This is a genomic window from Rhizobacter sp. J219, assembly GCF_024700055.1.
Classification (GTDB): domain Bacteria; phylum Pseudomonadota; class Gammaproteobacteria; order Burkholderiales; family Burkholderiaceae_C; genus Rhizobacter.
This window is the reverse complement of sequence record NZ_JAJOND010000001.1, coordinates 890,225-906,215: the sequence shown is the minus strand read 5'-3', so window position 1 is coordinate 906,215 and position 15,991 is coordinate 890,225. Positions and strand designations below refer to the sequence as shown.

The window sequence follows — 15,991 nt, the reverse complement described above, 5'->3', positions numbered from 1 at the left end:
GGAATCGGCTCAGCGCCTGAGTTGGTATTGGGTGACCGCGCGATTGTGCTCGGCCAGCGTCTCACTGAAGTGGCTGGAGCCGTCACCCTTGGCCACGAAGTACAAGGCGCGGGTCTTGTCGGGTCGGACGGTCGCGAGCAGCGAGGCCCGCCCCGGCATCGAGATCGGCGTGGGCGGCAGGCCGCCGCGGGTGTAGGTGTTGTAAGGGCCGTCGGTCAGCAGGTCGACCTTGCGCAGGTTGCCGTCGAAACGCTCGCCGAGGCCATAGATGACGGTCGGGTCGGTCTGCAGTGGCATGCCGATGCGCAGGCGGTTGACGAAGACACCGGCCACGAGCCCGCGGTCTTTTGCCGCACCGGTTTCCTTTTCGACGATGGAGGCGAGCGTGAGCGCATCGTCGGCGCTCTTGAGCGGGGTGTCGGCCGCGCGCTCAGCCCAGGCCGCATCGAGCTGGCGCTGCATCGTGCGGTAGGCGCGCTTGAGCACGGCGAGGTCGCTCGCGCCTTTGCTGAAGGCGTAGGTGTCGGGGTAGAAGCGGCCTTCGGCACGCACACCCGGCGCGCCGATCGCCGCCATCAGCTCCGCCTCGCTCATCGTGGCCGTGGTTTGCTTCAGGTCGGGTGCCTTGGCCAGCTCAGCTCGGAACTGGCGGAAGGTCCAGCCCTCGATCAGGCGCACGGTGGCCATGACTTCGTCGCCCTTGACCATCTTGTCGAGCAGCGTGCGCGGGGTGACACCGGTGCCGACCTGGTAGCTGCCCGCGCGGATCTTGCGCGCCTGGCCCGACCAGCGAAACCATTCGTAAAGCAGCCGCGCATCGGTCTGCACACCGGCCTGCACCCAGGCCTGGGCCGCGTCGCGCGGCGTGGTCTTGGGCTCGATGGACACCTCGATCGACGGGTTGGTCAGCGGCAGCGGCTGGTCGAGCCACCAATACGCCGCACCCGCCACGGCGCCTGCGGCCAGAAGCAGCACGAGCACCAGCAGCCAGAAAAGTCGCTTCAGGAATCTCACGAGCGGATCGCCCCGCCGTCGCGGCACATCAGACCTACAAGCACTGGGATCATGGCGGCTGATGATAATCGCCGCATGACGACCTCTTCTGCTCTCGACGGTGCGGCGCCGCTGCCGCACTGGGGCCTGATCCGCGCGCAAGGCGACGACGCCGCGAGCTTCCTGCACAGCCAGCTCACCAACGACTTCTCGCTGCTCGGCACGGGCGAAGCGCGGCTCGCGGGCTATTGCTCGGCCAAGGGCCGCTTGCTCGCAAGCTTCATCGGCTGGAAGCGCAGCGGCGACGACGACATCCTGCTCGCCTGCAGCGCCGACCTGCTGGCCGCCACGCAGAAGCGGCTGTCGATGTTCGTGCTGCGGGCCAAGTGCAAGCTGAGCGATGCGTCGGCGCAATGGCGACTGCTCGGGCTGGCGGGGCCGTCGGCGCAGGTGTTCCTCGGCGCATCGGCACCCTCGCAGCCCTGGGGCAAGACCACCCACGAAGGCGCCGACGTCGTGCGGCTGCCCGATGTTGACGGCCACGCGCGCTACCTCTGGGCGGCACCGCTCGACGTGCCCGCTCCTGCCCTGCCCGCGCTGTCGGAGGCGGCGTGGCGCCGGGCCGAGGTGCAAAGTGGCGTGGCGCGCATCGAGGCGGCGACGGTCGACCAGTTCGTGCCGCAGATGCTCAATTTCGAAGTACTGGGCGGCGTCGACTTCAAGAAAGGCTGCTACCCCGGCCAGGAAGTGGTGGCGCGCAGCCAGTACCGCGGCACGATCAAGCGGCGCAGTTTTCTCTTCAGCAGCGCATCGGCGCTCGCGGCGGGGCAGGAGGTCTTCCACGACGCCGACCCCTCGCAACCGGCCGGGCTCGTGGCCAATGCAGCCGCGGCCGAGGAAGGGCGCCACCTCGCGCTGATCGAACTCAAGCTTGCGGCCCTGGAAGGCGGCGACCTCCATGCAGGTGCGGCAGGCGGCCCGCTGCTGGTTCGTGAGGAATTGCCGTACCGGCTGCCCGCCGACGCCGCCTGACACAAACGCGCCGTGCCAAGCGCGGCAACAGTTCACGGCGCTGCAGGACGGAGGCGAATCGTGCGCGAGTTGTTCATCTACTATCGAGCGACACAAGAGAACGCCAGCGTCTTGCACGCCGAGGTGTCGCGCATGCAGACCGAGTTGCGCGTACGTCACCCCGGCTTGCAGGCCCGGCTGCTGCGCCGCCCACAAGCGGCAGATGGACTGCATACCTGGATGGAAACCTACTCCTCCCCCGACGGCATCGACAGCGCGCTGCAAAGCGCGATTGAAACCGCCGCCCTGGCCCTGCTGCGCTGGATCGAAGGCCAGCGCCACGTCGAGGAGTTCGACGCATGTGCCTAGTCGCCATCGCGCTCGACCAGTCGCGGCGCTTCCCGCTCGTGATCGCGGCCAACCGCGATGAATTCTTCCAGCGCCCTGCCGCACGCCTCGCGTGGTGGTCGCCCGGCGCCGGCCAGCCCGACGTGCTTGGTGGCCGCGACCTCGAAGCCGGCGGCACCTGGCTCGGTCTCACCGCCAAAGGCCGCCTCGCACTCATCACCAACGTGCGCGACCCCGCCAACCGCGACCCGAGCGCGCCCTCGCGCGGCGGCATCGTCACCCGCTGGCTCGCGGGCGACCTGAGCGCCGACCGCTTCTGGATGCACACGGCGCTGTCGGGCTACAACGGCTTCAACCTGATCGCGGCCGATTTCCGTCGCGGCGAATGCTTCTTCGCGTCGAGCCAGGACTCGAACCCGCTGCGCCTGGAGCGCGGGCTCTATGGCCTGTCGAACGCCTCGCTCGACACACCCTGGCCGAAGGTCACGTCGCTCAAGGAGCGTGTGCGCGAATCGATCGACAGCACCGAGTCGCTCGACACGCTGGCGGTGGAACTCTTCGATGCGATGAACGACCGCACGCCAGCGCCCGACCACCTGCTGCCCTCGACCGGCGTTCCGCTCGACCTGGAAAAAGCGCTGTCGCCGGCGTTCATCCGCACGGCCGACGGCAACTACGGCACCCGCTGCACCACGCTCGTGATCACCGAGCGCGTGAACAAGCGCCTGGTCACGCACGTGCTGGAGCGCACCTACAGCCCGACCGGCGGCATGGCGCTCCTGCGGCGCTCGTCGCTCAAGGACTGGCCGCCGCGCTACACCGAAGAGACCTCGGATGCGCCCGCCGCCCAAGGCGCGGTGACCGAGAGCGAGGAAGCTCCCACCGAGCCGACACGCAAGACCCGCGTGCGCAGCCTGCTCAAGCCCGAGGGCTCGCGTCGGCGCAGGCAGGCCGCGCCGAGCCTTTGATCACCGACTGGGCCAAGCGCCGGGCCGTCATCAAAGCGTCCGCACCATCTCGATGTGCGGAATGCCCACCTCTTCAAACATCGCACCTCGTGTGACGAAGCCGGCGCGCGTGTAGAAGGCCGCCGCCGACATCTGCGCATGCAGCACCGCTTCGCGGTAGCCGCGCTCGCGCGCCGCTTTCATCAGCGCTTCCAGCACCGCATGGCCGACGCCGCTGCCGCGCATCGTCTGCGAGACCGCCATGCGGCCGATCTTGGCAACACCGGGCACGTGCTCCAGCAGGCGGCCGGTGGCCAGCGGCTGGCCGAAGCGGTTGTAGGCCACGGCGTGCACGCAGCCCGGGTCGGGGTCGGCCTCGTCCCACTCCATCTCCTTCGGGATGCCCTGCTCTTCGATGAAGACCGTGGTGCGGATGTGGCGGGCGTCCTTGCCCAGCTCGTCCCAGCCTCCCACGCGCACGTCGACCATCGTGCGGCCGGCCTCGAAGCCCTGCAGCACTTCGCGCAGTTCCTGCGGCACCGGCTTCGAGGTCTGCGTGGCGGGGTCGGCGAAGACGTAGACGAGTTCGCCCGTGACGAGCGCCTGGTCGTTGCGGAACACGGCGCAATGGAAGATCAACGACGAGTTGCCGATGCGCGCACAGCGCACGCCGATGTCGAGCACGTCGTCGTAGCGGGCTGAGCCCTGGTACTCGACGGTCGACTTGCGCACGAAGAGGTCCCCACCCAGGTACTCCATGGTCTCGGTGTAGGGCATCGCGAGCGCGCGCCAGTAGCCGCCGACGGCCGTGTCGAAATACGCCAGGTAGTGGCCGTTGAAGACGATCTTCTGCATGTCGACCTCGACCCAGCGCACACGCAGGCGCTCGGCGAAGCGGAATTCGTTTCTTTTCATGGTGTCAGGGCTTTCTTGAGGGCTAGGGCTGCGGCGTCGAGCGCGGCAATCGCTTCGGGCAGCGCACGTCCCATTTTGATGAAGTCGTGCGTCACGCCGCGGTACAGCTCAAGGTCGACCGCCACACGCGCCGCACGCAACTTGTCGGCATAGGCGACGCCTTCGTCGACCAGCGGGTCGCATTCGGCGAGGATGAAACAGGCCGGCGCCACACCCTCGGCATCGTCGGCATTGAGCGGCGCAAAGCGCCAGTCGTCGCGATGCGCCTTGTCGATGTAGTGGTTGAAGAACCAATCGATGCCCTCGCCTTCGAGCAGGAAGCCGCTTTCGAACTGCTCGTGCGAGGCGGTGTCTTGATGCGCGGTGGTGCCGGGGGTGATGAGCAACTGCAGCGCGAGCGGCAGGCCGATGTCGCGCGCATGCAGCGCGGCCACGGCGGCGAGCGTGCCGCCGGCGCTGTCGCCGCCGACCGCGAGACGGGTGCCGTCGAGGCCCAGGGTTGCGCCGTGTTGAGACAGCCAGGTCATCGCCGCCCAGGTGTCGTCGACGGCGACGGGGAAGCGGTGCTCGGGTGCCAGGCGGTAGTGCAAGGCCACCACCGCCGCACCGCTGCGCAGTGCGAACTGGCGGCACAGGCTGTCATGCGTCTCCAGGTTGCCGATGGTGAAACCGCCGCCGTGGGTGTAGAGCATCAACGGAAGCACGTCGCTCGATGGCGCGTAGAGGCGTGCGTCCAGCGGCGTGCCGTCTGCCGCGGGAATCTTGATGTCTTCAACACGCGCCAGCGGTGCCCGCGGGAGGTCGAGCACCTCGGATCGCAGCGTGTACGCCTTGCGCGCCTCGCGGACCGGCAGCGAATACAAGGGCGGCACACCGGCGCGGTGAATGCGTTCGAGCAGGCCGCGCATGGCGGGGGTCAGGAGATGGCGACTCACCGGTGAGCTTTATGGGATGACCCGATGGAGCCGGGCAACATGCCAGAGCATACTGGCCAGCTCACCCTCTTCTGTGTGCTGCCGACCATGGCCTTCATCAACTACATCACCCAGATCCAACTCGACTTCGGCACCGTGAGCCTGCTGCCGCAAGAGTGCGAACGCACCGGCATCAAGAAGCCGCTGGTGGTGACCGATCCCGGCATCCGCGCCGTGGGTGTGCTCGACAAGGCCCTCGCGGCGCTCGGCAAGGTGCCGCATGCGGTGTTCGACCAGACGCCCTTCAACCCCACCGAAGCGGCCGTGCGCGCGGCCGTCGAGGTCTACCGGCGCGAAGGGTGCGACGGCCTCATCGCCGTCGGAGGCGGCTCCAGCATCGACCTGGCCAAGGGCGTGGCGATTGCCGCGACGCATCCGGGCCCGATGAAGACCTACGCCACCATCGAAGGCGGCAGCCCGAAGATCACCGACGCGGTGGCACCGGTCATCGCCGTGCCCACCACGGCCGGCACCGGCAGCGAAGTCGCACGCGGCGCGATCGTGATCGTCGACGACGGCCGCAAGCTCGGCTTCCACAGCTGGCACCTGGTGCCCAAGGCCGCCATCTGCGACCCCGAGCTCACCCTCGGCCTGCCCGCCTGGCTCACCGCGGCCACCGGCATGGACGCCATCGCCCACTGCATGGAAACCTTCATGGCCCCGGCCGTGAACCCGCCTGCCGACGGCATCTCGCTCGACGGGCTGGAGCGCGGCTGGAAGCACATCGTGCGTGCGACTGAAAACGGCGCCGACCGCGAGGCCCGTTGGAACATGATGTCGGCCAGCATGCAGGGCGCGATGGCCTTCCAGAAAGGCCTGGGGGCGGTGCACTCGCTGAGCCACAGCCTGGGCGGCGCGAACCCCAAGCTTCACCACGGCACGCTCAACGCGATGTTCCTGCCCGAAGTGGTGAAGTTCAATGCGGCGGCCGAATCCATCCAGAAGGAACAGCGGCTGCAGCGCATGGCGCATGCGATCGGCATCGGCTCATGCGATTCGAAAGGCACCGAGCTGGCCGAGGCGCTGCGCGACCTGAACCGCCGGCTGGGCCTGCCTTCCGGCTTGCGCGCGATGGGGGTGGGTGAGGATCTCTTCAACCGCATCATCGAAGGGGCGATGAAGGATCACTGCCACAAGACGAATCCGCGTATCGCCACTGAGGATGAGTACCGCGAGATCATTGCCGCGTCGATGTAGTCGGCATGCGTCGGGCTGAGCGAGGCCAAGGACAGGGGGCACCGGCTCCGTTCATGTCCCCCGGTCGGGCTGCGCCCGCCCTCCTCCTTTACTTCACTGCGCCGCTGCCCCCTGCCCTTGGCTTGCGAAGGTAGTGGCACACAAAGACCGTTGCCAGAGTCGTGCAGAGTGCTGGGATGGGGTGCCGTGCGCAGTGAAGTAAAGGAGGAGACAAAGACCGCAAAAGCGGTCTTTGTCGGGGGACATGAACGGAGCACGGCACCCCGTCCCAGCACTCCCGAGCCGAACCCAAAAGAAAAAGCCCGGGAGCCAAAGACTCCCGGGCCTCAAACCCACTACATCAACAGCTCAACAAAGAGCCGCGGAGAAGAAGATCAGTGGAACTGCTCTTCTTCCGTCGAGCCGGTCAGCGCCTTGACCGAGGACGAACCGCCCTGGATCACGGTGGTCACGTCGTCGAAGTAACCGGCGCCGACTTCCTGCTGGTGCGACACGAAGGTGTAGCCCTTCTCGCGCGCTGCGAATTCGGGCTCTTGCACCATTTCCGTGTAGTGCTTCATGCCTTCGCCGCGGGCGTAGGCGTGAGCGAACTGGAACGTGTTGTACCAGTTGATGTGGATGCCGGCCAGCGTGATGAACTGGTACTTGTAGCCCAGGTCCGACAGCTTCTGCTGGAACTCGGCGATGGCCTTGTCGTCGAGGTTCTTCTTCCAGTTGAACGACGGCGAGCAGTTGTACGACAGCAGCTTGCCCGGGCACTTGGCGTGCACAGCCTGCGCGAATTCACGGGCGAAGCCGATGTCGGGCGTGCCGGTTTCGCACCACACCAGGTCAGCGTACGGTGCGTAGGCGACACCGCGGCTGATGGCCTGCTCGAGGCCGTTCTTCACGCGGTAGAAGCCTTCTTGCGTGCGCTCGCCGGTCAGGAAGGGCTTGTCGTTCGCGTCGTGGTCGCTCGTGATCAGGTTCGCTGCTTCAGCGTCGGTACGGGCCAGCACGATGGTCGGCACGCCCATGACGTCAGCGGCGAAGCGGGCAGCGATCAGCTTCTCGCAGGCTTCTTGGGTCGGCACGAGCACCTTGCCACCCATGTGGCCGCACTTCTTCACGGCGGCCAGCTGGTCTTCGAAGTGCACGCCGGCAGCGCCCGCGGCGATCATGTTCTTCATCAGTTCGAAGGCGTTCAGCACGCCGCCGAAACCGGCTTCCGCGTCCGCCACGATGGGCAGGAAGTAGTCGATGAACTCCTTGTGGCCGGGGCCGATGCCGCGCGACCACTGGATCTCGTCAGCACGCTTGAAGGTGTTGTTGATGCGGCGGACCATGGTCGGCACCGAGTCGTAGGCGTACAGCGACTGGTCGGGGTACATGGTTTCCGAGGTGTTGCCGTCGGCGGCGACCTGCCAGCCCGACAGGTACACGGCCTCGAGGCCAGCCTTGGCCTGCTGCATGGCCTGGCCGGCGGTGATGGCGCCGAACGCGTTCACGTAGCCCTTCTTGGCGCCGCCGTTGACCTTCTCCCACAGCGTCTCGGCGCCGCGCTTGGCCAGCGTGTACTCGGGCTGCAGGCTGCCGCGCAGACGCACGACGTCAGCGGCGGTGTAGCCGCGCTTCACGCCCTTCCAGCGCGGGTTGGTGGCCCAATCCTTTTCAAGGGCGGCAATTTGTTGCTCACGGGTCTGACTGGTCATGACGAACTCCAGAGGTTTGAGAGAAGAAGAACGCGGAAGAAAAACTGCGTGAAGCATAGCGGCGCAACGCAAGAAGCGGAAGACTTATGTCTTATATAAGACACGATCGCGATCTCAATAAAATCAACGAGTTAGCAATTAGATTTCTGAATGCGGAATCTTTTCTTTCGATACGAGAGAAAATGCGGCGCCGCAACAAGCACTGATCTCATATCGTGGAACGCCCGTTCCTCAATGTGGAAGTTGTGTGGCCTGCCGACCGCACGCCCCTGCGCAATGGCCGCGCTGCCTGACGGCACGCCTCGACAGTCGTACGATCAATTCATTCAATCCGCAAATCATCCCTCTGAGGAGCCCTCGATGAACGACCAGCTCGCGGCCTACTGGATGCCCTTCACCGCCAATCGGCAGTTCAAGCAATCACCGCGCCTCATCTCTCGCGCCGAAGGCATGCATTTCTGGACGCCGGAAGGCCGCCAGGTCCTCGACGGCGTGGCCGGCCTGTGGTGTGTGAACGCCGGGCATGCACGGCCCAAGATCGTCGAGGCCATCCGCGCGCAAGCGGCCGAGATGGACTTCGCCCCGCCCTTCAACATGGGCCACCCCAAGCAGTTCGAGCTGGCCGAGCGCCTGGTGCAGCTCACGCCGTCGGGGCTCAGCAAGGTCTTCTACACAAATTCCGGCTCTGAGTCGGTCGACACCGCGCTCAAGATCGCTCTGGCCTACCACCGCGTCCGTGGGGAGGGCCAACGCACCCGCCTCATCGGCCGCGAGCGCGGCTACCACGGGGTCAACTTCGGCGGCATCTCGGTGGGCGGCATGGTGGCCAATCGCAAGATGTTCGGCGCCATGCTGGCCGGCGTGGACCACATCCGCCATACCCACGACCCGCGCAACCTCTTCACCCGAGGCCAGCCCGAACACGGTGCCGAACTGGCCGACGACCTGGAGCGCCTGGTCGCGCTGCACGACGCCTCGACCATCGCCGCGGTGATCGTCGAGCCAGTCGCCGGCTCCACCGGCGTGCTGCTGCCGCCCAAGGGTTACCTGGAGCGCCTGCGCGCCATCTGCGACAAGCACGGCATCCTGCTGATCTTCGACGAGGTCATCACCGGCTTCGGCCGTCTCGGCTCGCCCTTCGCCGCCACGCATTTCGGCGTGACGCCCGACCTGATGACGGTCGCCAAGGGCCTCACCAACGGCTGCGTGCCGATGGGTGCCGTCTTCGCCAGCCAGAAGATTCACGACGCCTTCATGACCGGGCCCGAGCACCTGATCGAGTTCTTCCACGGCTACACCTACTCGGGCCACCCGCTCGCCTGCGCGGCCGCGCTCGGCACGCTCGACACCTATGCCGAAGAAGGCCTGCTGACCCGCGGGGCCAAGATGGCCGCCACCTTCGAGAACGCCGTGCATTCGCTGCGCGACCACCCGAATGTGGTCGATGTGCGCAACATCGGCCTCGTGGGCGGCATCGAGCTGAAGCCGATCGAGGGCCAGCCGGGCAAGCGTGCGTTCTCGGTCTTCCTCGACTGCTGGGAAAAGGGCGTGCTGATCCGCACCACCGGCGACACGATCGCGCTCTCGCCGCCGCTCATCATCGAGAACAAGCACATCGACCAGATCATCGGCACGATCTCCGATGCCTTGAAACGCGCAGCCTGACGCGCGCGTGGTGGGCTTTCTCGCCACCGACGACGCGCTGGCCCGCGATTCGTACTACGACGCGACCGCGCCTCGCCGCATGCCCCACGCGCCCCTGCAGGGCGAGCTGGCGTGCGACGTGGCCATCGTCGGCGGCGGCCTGGCGGGGCTGTCGGCCGCCATCGAGCTCGCCGAGCGCGGCTACCGCGTGGCCCTGCTTGAAGCGCGACAGGTCGGCGCCGGCGCTTCGGGCCGCAACGGTGGCCAGGCCATCGCGGGCCTCGCGTGCGACCCCTCCACCATCGAAAGCCAGCTTGGCGCCGAGGCGGCTCGGATGGTCTGGAACACGACCCTGGAGGCGCTCGACCTCCTCGCACAGCGCAGCTCCCGTTTCGGCATCGACTGCGAGTGGCAACCGGGCTACCTCAGCCTCGCCGTCAACGCACGCAAAGGCAGAGCGCTGCGCAGTTGGCTCGATCAGATGCAGCGCCGGTATGGCTATGACGCGAACTGGATCGCCCCTGCCGACCTGCCCCGCTGGATCGACAGCCCCCGTTTTCACAGCGGCCTTCACGACCCGCGCTCCGGCCACCTGCACCCGCTCAAGTACACGCTGGGCCTGGCCCGCGCGGCGTCTCGGCTGGGTGTTCAGATCCATGAACGCACACCGGTCACCGGCATCACGCCGGGCGCGACCGTGTGCCTGCGCACGCCGCAAGGCGAGGTGCGCGCTTCGCATGTGCTGCTCGCCGGCAACGTCTACCTGGGTGGACTCGCCCCTGCGCTCGAAAAACGCATCATGCCCGTCGGCACCTACATCGTGGCCTCCGAGCCGCTGGACCCGTCCCTGCTGCGGCAACTCATCCCCAGCCGCTCGGCGGTGTGCGACACCAACTTCGTGCTCGACTACTTCCGTCCGACCGCCGACCATCGCATGCTGTATGGCGGCCGTGTCAGCTACAGCACTGCCACCCCCGCCAACCTCGCGGCCAGCATGCAGCGGCGCATGGCGCAGAGCTTTCCGCAACTGGCCACGACGCGCATCGCCCACGCATGGGGCGGTTTCGTCGACATCACGATGAACCGCGCGCCCGATTTCGGGCGCCTGCACCCCAACGTCTACTACGTGCAAGGCTTCTCGGGCCATGGCGTGGCCCTCACCGGCCTGGCGGGCAAGCTGGTCGCCGAAGCCATCGCCGGCCAAGCCGAGCGCTTCGACGTCTACGCACGCCTGCGACACCGCCCGTTCCCGGGTGGCCGCTGGCTGCGCATGCCGGCCCTGGTGCTCGGCATGGCGTACTACCGTTTGCGCGATCTGTTGTGACGAAGCCCATGCAACGCGCTTGCCGCAGTTGACTTCGGGCCGCAGCCGGGCAAACTCTTTGCATACACAAATGGTCAACAGCAAGCCCAGTGCAGTCCGGCCAAGAACCGGCATGCAGCAAGCCCAATGAATGCCCTTCCCGCTTCCGCACCAGCCCGCAAACCCGCGGTCCTGGTCCCCGCCTGCAACCGCATGGTCGGGCAGCATCCTTTCCACATCGCTGGCAAGAAGTACATCGACGCCATCCGGCTGGCCGGCTGCCTGCCGCTGATCGTGCCCTTCGTGCAGTCCGACGAGATCGACGAACTGCTCGACCATGCCGATGGTGTGTTGCTCACCGGCTCGCCCTCCAACGTGCACCCGAGCCACTTCGGCGAGGATGTGTACGACCCCACGCTCCCGCTCGACCAGGACCGTGATGCGTGGACTCTGCCGATGATCCCGCGCGCCCTCGCCCGCGGCATTCCGCTCTTTGCCATCTGCCGTGGCTTCCAGGAAGCCAACGTCGCGCTCGGCGGCAGCCTCTACCAGGCCGTGCAGGAGGTGCCCGGCCAGCACGACCATCGAGGCATCTCAGACAAGACACCCGAAGAGCAATACGACTTTGCGCACGAGGTGCTCGTCGAAGCAGGCGGCGCGCTCGAGCCGATCGTCGGCACACGCGAATTCAAGGTCAACACCGCCCATGGCCAGGGCGTGAAGCAGCTGGCGCCAGGCCTGCGCGTGGAAGCCCGTGCGCCTGATGGCCTGATCGAAGCCTTCTCGATGGCCAACGCGCCGGGCTTCAACCTCTGCGTGCAGTGGCACCCCGAGTGGAAGGCCGCGAGCAATCCCATCTCTGTCCGACTTTTCACGGCGTTCGGCGACGCCTGCCGCGCCTATCGAGACCGCCACCGTCAGCCCGACCCGGATCGCTAGTGTCGCCCTCGTGGCGATGTCCGCCGGTGCTGCCCACCGGCCAAACCGATCCCAAACAGGTGCCCTCATGGTGGACAAAAACAACTTCAGCTTCAGCGACCTCGAACAGTGGCTCAACGACCGCCGCGTCACCGAGATCGAGTGCCTCGTGCCCGACCTCACCGGCGTGGCACGCGGCAAGATCCTGCCGCGCGAAAAATTCACCGAAGACCGCGGCATGCGGCTGCCCGAGGCCATCGTCGCCATCGGCGTGACGGGTGAGTTTCCCGACGAAGGCCCGTACTACGACGTCATCCACGCGACCGACCGCGACATGCACCTGCGCCCCGACCCGAGCACCGTGCGCATCGTGCCCTGGGCGGTCGACCCGACGGCGCAGGTCATCCATGACTGCTTCGATCGCGACGGCAACATGATCCCGTATGCCCCGCGCTCGGTGCTGCGCCGCATCTGCGATCTCTACGCCGCAGAGGGATGGTCGCCGGTGGTCGCACCCGAGCTGGAGTTCTACCTCGTCGAGCGCAACTCCGACCCCAACACTCCCCTGCGACCGCCCAAGGGCCGCAGCGGCCGCGCCGAGACTTCGCGCCAGGCCTATTCCATCGACGCGGTGAACGAGTTCGACCCGCTGTTCGAAGACATCTACGCCTACTGCGAGCAGATGGAGCTCAACGTCGACACGCTGATCCACGAGGTCGGCGCCGGTCAGATGGAGATCAATTTCTTCCACGACCACCCGCTGGGGCTGGCCGACGAGGTGTTCTTCTTCAAGCGCACCATCCGCGAAACCGCGCTGCGCCACGAGATGTACGCCACCTTCATGGCCAAGCCGATGGCCAACGAGCCCGGCAGCGCCATGCACGTGCACCAGAGCGTGGTGCACTCCGGCAGCGGGCAGAACATCTTCAGCAACCCCGACGGCTCGCCGAGCAAGGAGTTCTACTGGTACATCGGCGGCCTGCAGAAGTACACGCCGGCGGCGATGGCGCTCTTCGCGCCCTACGTCAATTCGTACCGGCGCCTCGCGCGCTCGATGTCGGCGCCGATCAACATCCAGTGGGGCACCGACAACCGCACGGTCGGCATCCGCTCGCCGGTGGCCACGCCCGCGGCGCGCCGCATCGAGAACCGCGTGATCGGCGCCGATGCCAACCCCTATGTGGCGCTCGCGGCCACGCTCGCCTGCGGCTACCTCGGCATGAAGAACCGCATCGAACCCTCGCCCGAATGCAAGGGCGACGCCTACCTCTCCGAATACCAGCTGCCACGCTCACTGAGCGAAGCGCTCGGCTGGCTCGCCGACGAAAAAGACCTGCACGACGTGCTCGGCAAGGAGTTCATCACCGTCTACTCCGAGATCAAGGAGATCGAGCACGACGAGTTCATGAAGGTGATCTCGCCCTGGGAACGCGAACACCTGCTGCTCCATGTCTGAGGCCACGACCATGACCCGCACCACGAAAGACTGGCAGGCCGCCGACGCCTCGCATTACCTGCACCCCTTCACCGACTTCAAGTCGCTCTCGGCCAAGGGCTCGCGCATCATCACGCGCGGCGACAACATCTACCTCTGGGACAGCGAGGGCCACAAGATCCTCGATGCGATGAGCGGCCTGTGGTGCGTCAACGTCGGCTACGGCCAGCGCGAGCTGATCGACGCGGCCACGAAGCAGCTCGAAACGCTGCCCTTCTACAACTCCTTCTTCCAGACCACCACGCCGCCTGCCATCGAACTCGCCGAGTTGCTTGCGCAGGTGACGCCGCCGCAGTTCAAGCACGTCTTCTTCAGCGGCTCGGGCTCGGAGGGCAACGACACCATCGTGCGCATGGTGCGCCGCTACTGGGACCTGAAAGGCCAGCCGAACCGCCACGTCATCATCAGCCGCCACAACGCGTACCACGGCTCCACGATGGCCGGCGCCTCGCTCGGCGGCATGAGCGGCATGCACGAACAAGGCGGGCTGCCGATCCCCGGCATCGTGCACATCGAACAGCCGTTCTGGTTCGAGAGCGACCGCACCTTGAGCCGCGACGAGTTCGGCTTGAAGGCGGCGCGTGCGCTGGAAGCAAAGATCCTGGAGATCGGCGCCGACAAGGTCGCCGCCTTCATCGGTGAGCCGGTGCAGGGCGCGGGCGGCGTGATCGTGCCGCCCGCCACCTACTGGCCCGAGATCCAGCGCATCTGCGACAAGCACGGCATCCTGCTCGTGTCCGACGAGGTCATCTGCGGCTTCGGCCGCACCGGCCAGTGGTTCGGCTGCGAGACCTTCGGCTACCGCCCCGACCTCATGACCTTCGCCAAGGGGGTGACCTCGGGCTACATCCCGCTTGGCGGGGTGATGGTCGGCGAGCGCGTGGCGCGGGTGCTCATCGATGAGGGCGGCGAGTTCAACCACGGCTACACCTACTCGGGCCACCCGGTGGCGTGCGCGGTGGGCATCGCCAACATCCGGTTCATCCAGCGCGAAGGCCTGGTCGATCGCGTGCGCACCGAGATCGGGCCTTACCTCGCCGAGAAGTTCGCAGCGCTGGCCGAGCATCCCTTGGTCGGCGAAGCGCAGACCTGCGGAATGATGGGCGCGCTGCAGCTCGTCAAGGACAAGGCCTCGGGGCAGATGTTCGACGGCGCACTCGAGGTCGGCATGCTCTGCAGAGCGCACTGCTTTGGCAACGGGGTCATCATGCGCGCCGTCGGCGACCGCATGATCGTCGCCCCGCCGCTCGTCATGACCCAGGCACAGATCGACGAAATGGCGGCGCTCATCAAAAAGTGTCTCGATCTGACCCAACAGGAACTGAAGCAACGCGGCTGGTGGTGACCCAACGAAAACGTGGCACGGGGTTTGCCTCTAGAGCCCCCTGTCGGCGCGCTGCCTAGACTGCGCAGCGAAGAATCCCAACATCAAGGAGAGAGCGATGAAGCGAATGGCTGGTGTGGTGGGTGCGGTGATGGCGGCAACGGCCCTCATGTGGGGCACGGCGGCCACGGCACAGGAGGAAGAGAAGGTCCTCAACATCTACAACTGGTCCGACTACATCGCCGAAGACACGATCCGGAACTTCGAGAAAGAGACCGGCATCAAGGTCCGCTACGACAACTTCGACAACAACGAGATCGTCCACGCCAAGCTGGTGGCGGGCAAGACCGGCTACGACATCGTCGTGCCCTCATCGCACTGGGCCAAGCTGCAGATCGACGGCGGTCTCTTGCGCAAGATCGACCGCAGCCTGATCCCCAACTACAAGAACCTCGACGGCGACGTGCAGGCGCAGCTCGCCAAGCTCGACCCGGGCAACCAGTACATGGTCAACTGGCTGTGGGGCTACACCACGGTGGGCATCAACGTCGACAAGGTGAAGGCCGCGCTCGGCAGCACGCCGATGCCCGACAACGCCTGGGACCTCGTCTTCAAGCCCGAGTACATCAGCAAGCTCAAGAGCTGCGGCGTCTCGTTCCTCGATTCACCCACCGAGGTGGTGCCGGCCGCGCTCTACTACCTGGGCAAGCCCGCCTACAGCAAGAACGCCGCCGACTACCAGGCCGCGGCCAACCTGCTGAAGACCATCCGCCCCTACGTCACGCTCTTCAGCTCGTCGGGCTACATCAACGACATGGCCGGCGGCTCCATCTGCGTGGCGCTCGGCTGGTCGGGCGACATCAACATCGCCCGCCAGCGCGCCATCGACGGCCGCACCGGTCAGAAGATCGAAGCCCTGCTGCCCAAGACCGGCGGCCTCCTCTTCTTCGACGTGATGGTGATCCCGAACGACGCCGCCCACCCCGGCAACGCACACAAGTTCATCAACTACATCCTGAAGCCCGAGGTGCACGCGTCGCTCACGAACAAGGTGTTCTACGCCAACCCCAACAAGGAATCGAAGAAGTTCATCAAGCCCGAGGTGGCAAACAACCCGACGGTGTTCCCGCCCGAGTCCGAGATGAAGAAGATGTCGGCGCCCGATGCGATCGCCAACGATCTGCGGCGCCTGATGACGCGCACCTACACCTCGTTCAAGACCGGCCTCTGA

Annotated in this window: 14 protein-coding genes; 10 read left to right on the top strand and 4 right to left on the bottom strand. The window is 66.5% G+C overall.

The features are described 5' to 3' along the window. Positions 1-9: 9 nt before the first annotated feature. Positions 10-1,014: an endolytic transglycosylase MltG gene (gene mltG / locus LRS03_RS04115; protein WP_374684995.1), complete on the bottom strand. Its 1,005-nt coding sequence runs from the start codon at positions 1,012-1,014 to the stop codon at positions 10-12. Between the two features lie 51 nt (positions 1,015-1,065). Between mltG and ygfZ the strand changes: the two genes are divergently transcribed. From ygfZ to LRS03_RS04100, 3 genes are read left to right on the top strand one after another with little or no spacing between them, the layout of a single operon-like run. Continuing rightward, positions 1,066-2,025, top strand: coding sequence for a CAF17-like 4Fe-4S cluster assembly/insertion protein YgfZ (gene ygfZ, locus LRS03_RS04110; protein ID WP_489739910.1), 960 nt, complete (start codon positions 1,066-1,068; stop codon positions 2,023-2,025). Between the two features lie 60 nt (positions 2,026-2,085). Further along, on the top strand, positions 2,086-2,373 hold the full coding sequence (locus tag LRS03_RS04105; RefSeq protein ID WP_257823987.1) for a DUF4936 family protein: 288 nt from the start codon (positions 2,086-2,088) through the stop codon (positions 2,371-2,373). Next, positions 2,364-3,320 carry an NRDE family protein gene (locus LRS03_RS04100; protein WP_257823986.1) on the top strand — a complete coding sequence of 319 codons (957 nt, stop codon included), beginning with the start codon at positions 2,364-2,366 and terminating at the stop codon, positions 3,318-3,320. The genes LRS03_RS04105 and LRS03_RS04100 overlap by 10 nt, the downstream gene beginning before the upstream one ends. Positions 3,321-3,350: 30 nt before the next feature. Here LRS03_RS04100 and LRS03_RS04095 read toward each other — a convergent pair whose 3' ends face one another. Together LRS03_RS04095 and LRS03_RS04090 are read right to left on the bottom strand one after the other, a co-directional pair. Next, on the bottom strand, positions 3,351-4,214 hold the full coding sequence (locus LRS03_RS04095; RefSeq protein ID WP_257823985.1) for a YbgC/FadM family acyl-CoA thioesterase: 864 nt from the start codon (positions 4,212-4,214) through the stop codon (positions 3,351-3,353). Beyond that, complete coding sequence (locus tag LRS03_RS04090) at positions 4,211-5,122, bottom strand: alpha/beta hydrolase (protein ID WP_257829402.1); 912 nt, start codon at positions 5,120-5,122, stop codon at positions 4,211-4,213. Before LRS03_RS04090 ends, LRS03_RS04095 begins: the two co-directional genes overlap by 4 nt. 114 nt (positions 5,123-5,236) lie before the next feature. Here LRS03_RS04090 and LRS03_RS04085 point away from each other — a divergent pair, with 114 nt between their 5' ends. Beyond that, the gene (locus tag LRS03_RS04085; RefSeq protein ID WP_257829400.1) at positions 5,237-6,385 is read left to right on the top strand and encodes an iron-containing alcohol dehydrogenase; all 1,149 of its coding nucleotides are present in this window, start codon (positions 5,237-5,239) and stop codon (positions 6,383-6,385) included. Positions 6,386-6,759: 374 nt separating this feature from the next. Here LRS03_RS04085 and aceA read toward each other — a convergent pair whose 3' ends face one another. Beyond that, positions 6,760-8,076 (bottom strand): isocitrate lyase, encoded by a 1,317-nt coding sequence (gene aceA, locus LRS03_RS04080; protein WP_257823984.1) that lies wholly within the window; start codon positions 8,074-8,076, stop codon positions 6,760-6,762. A 360-nt stretch (positions 8,077-8,436) separates the two neighbouring features. Here aceA and aptA point away from each other — a divergent pair, with 360 nt between their 5' ends. From aptA to LRS03_RS04050, 6 genes are all read left to right on the top strand, one after another. Further along, positions 8,437-9,741 carry an omega-aminotransferase AptA gene (aptA, locus tag LRS03_RS04075; RefSeq protein ID WP_257823983.1) on the top strand — a complete coding sequence of 435 codons (1,305 nt, stop codon included), beginning with the start codon at positions 8,437-8,439 and terminating at the stop codon, positions 9,739-9,741. A 10-nt stretch (positions 9,742-9,751) separates the two neighbouring features. After that, positions 9,752-11,044, top strand: a complete 1,293-nt coding sequence (locus LRS03_RS04070) for an NAD(P)/FAD-dependent oxidoreductase (protein WP_257829399.1) — start codon at positions 9,752-9,754, stop codon at positions 11,042-11,044. A gap of 126 nt (positions 11,045-11,170) precedes the next feature. After that, on the top strand, positions 11,171-11,962 hold the full coding sequence (locus LRS03_RS04065) for a gamma-glutamyl-gamma-aminobutyrate hydrolase family protein (RefSeq protein ID WP_257823982.1): 792 nt from the start codon (positions 11,171-11,173) through the stop codon (positions 11,960-11,962). A gap of 67 nt (positions 11,963-12,029) precedes the next feature. After that, the gene (locus tag LRS03_RS04060; protein WP_257823981.1) at positions 12,030-13,397 is read left to right on the top strand and encodes a glutamine synthetase family protein; all 1,368 of its coding nucleotides are present in this window, start codon (positions 12,030-12,032) and stop codon (positions 13,395-13,397) included. A gap of 10 nt (positions 13,398-13,407) precedes the next feature. Further along, complete coding sequence (locus tag LRS03_RS04055; RefSeq protein WP_257823980.1) at positions 13,408-14,781, top strand: aspartate aminotransferase family protein; 1,374 nt, start codon at positions 13,408-13,410, stop codon at positions 14,779-14,781. A gap of 106 nt (positions 14,782-14,887) precedes the next feature. Continuing rightward, positions 14,888-15,991, top strand: coding sequence for a polyamine ABC transporter substrate-binding protein (locus LRS03_RS04050; protein ID WP_374685089.1), 1,104 nt, complete (start codon positions 14,888-14,890; stop codon positions 15,989-15,991).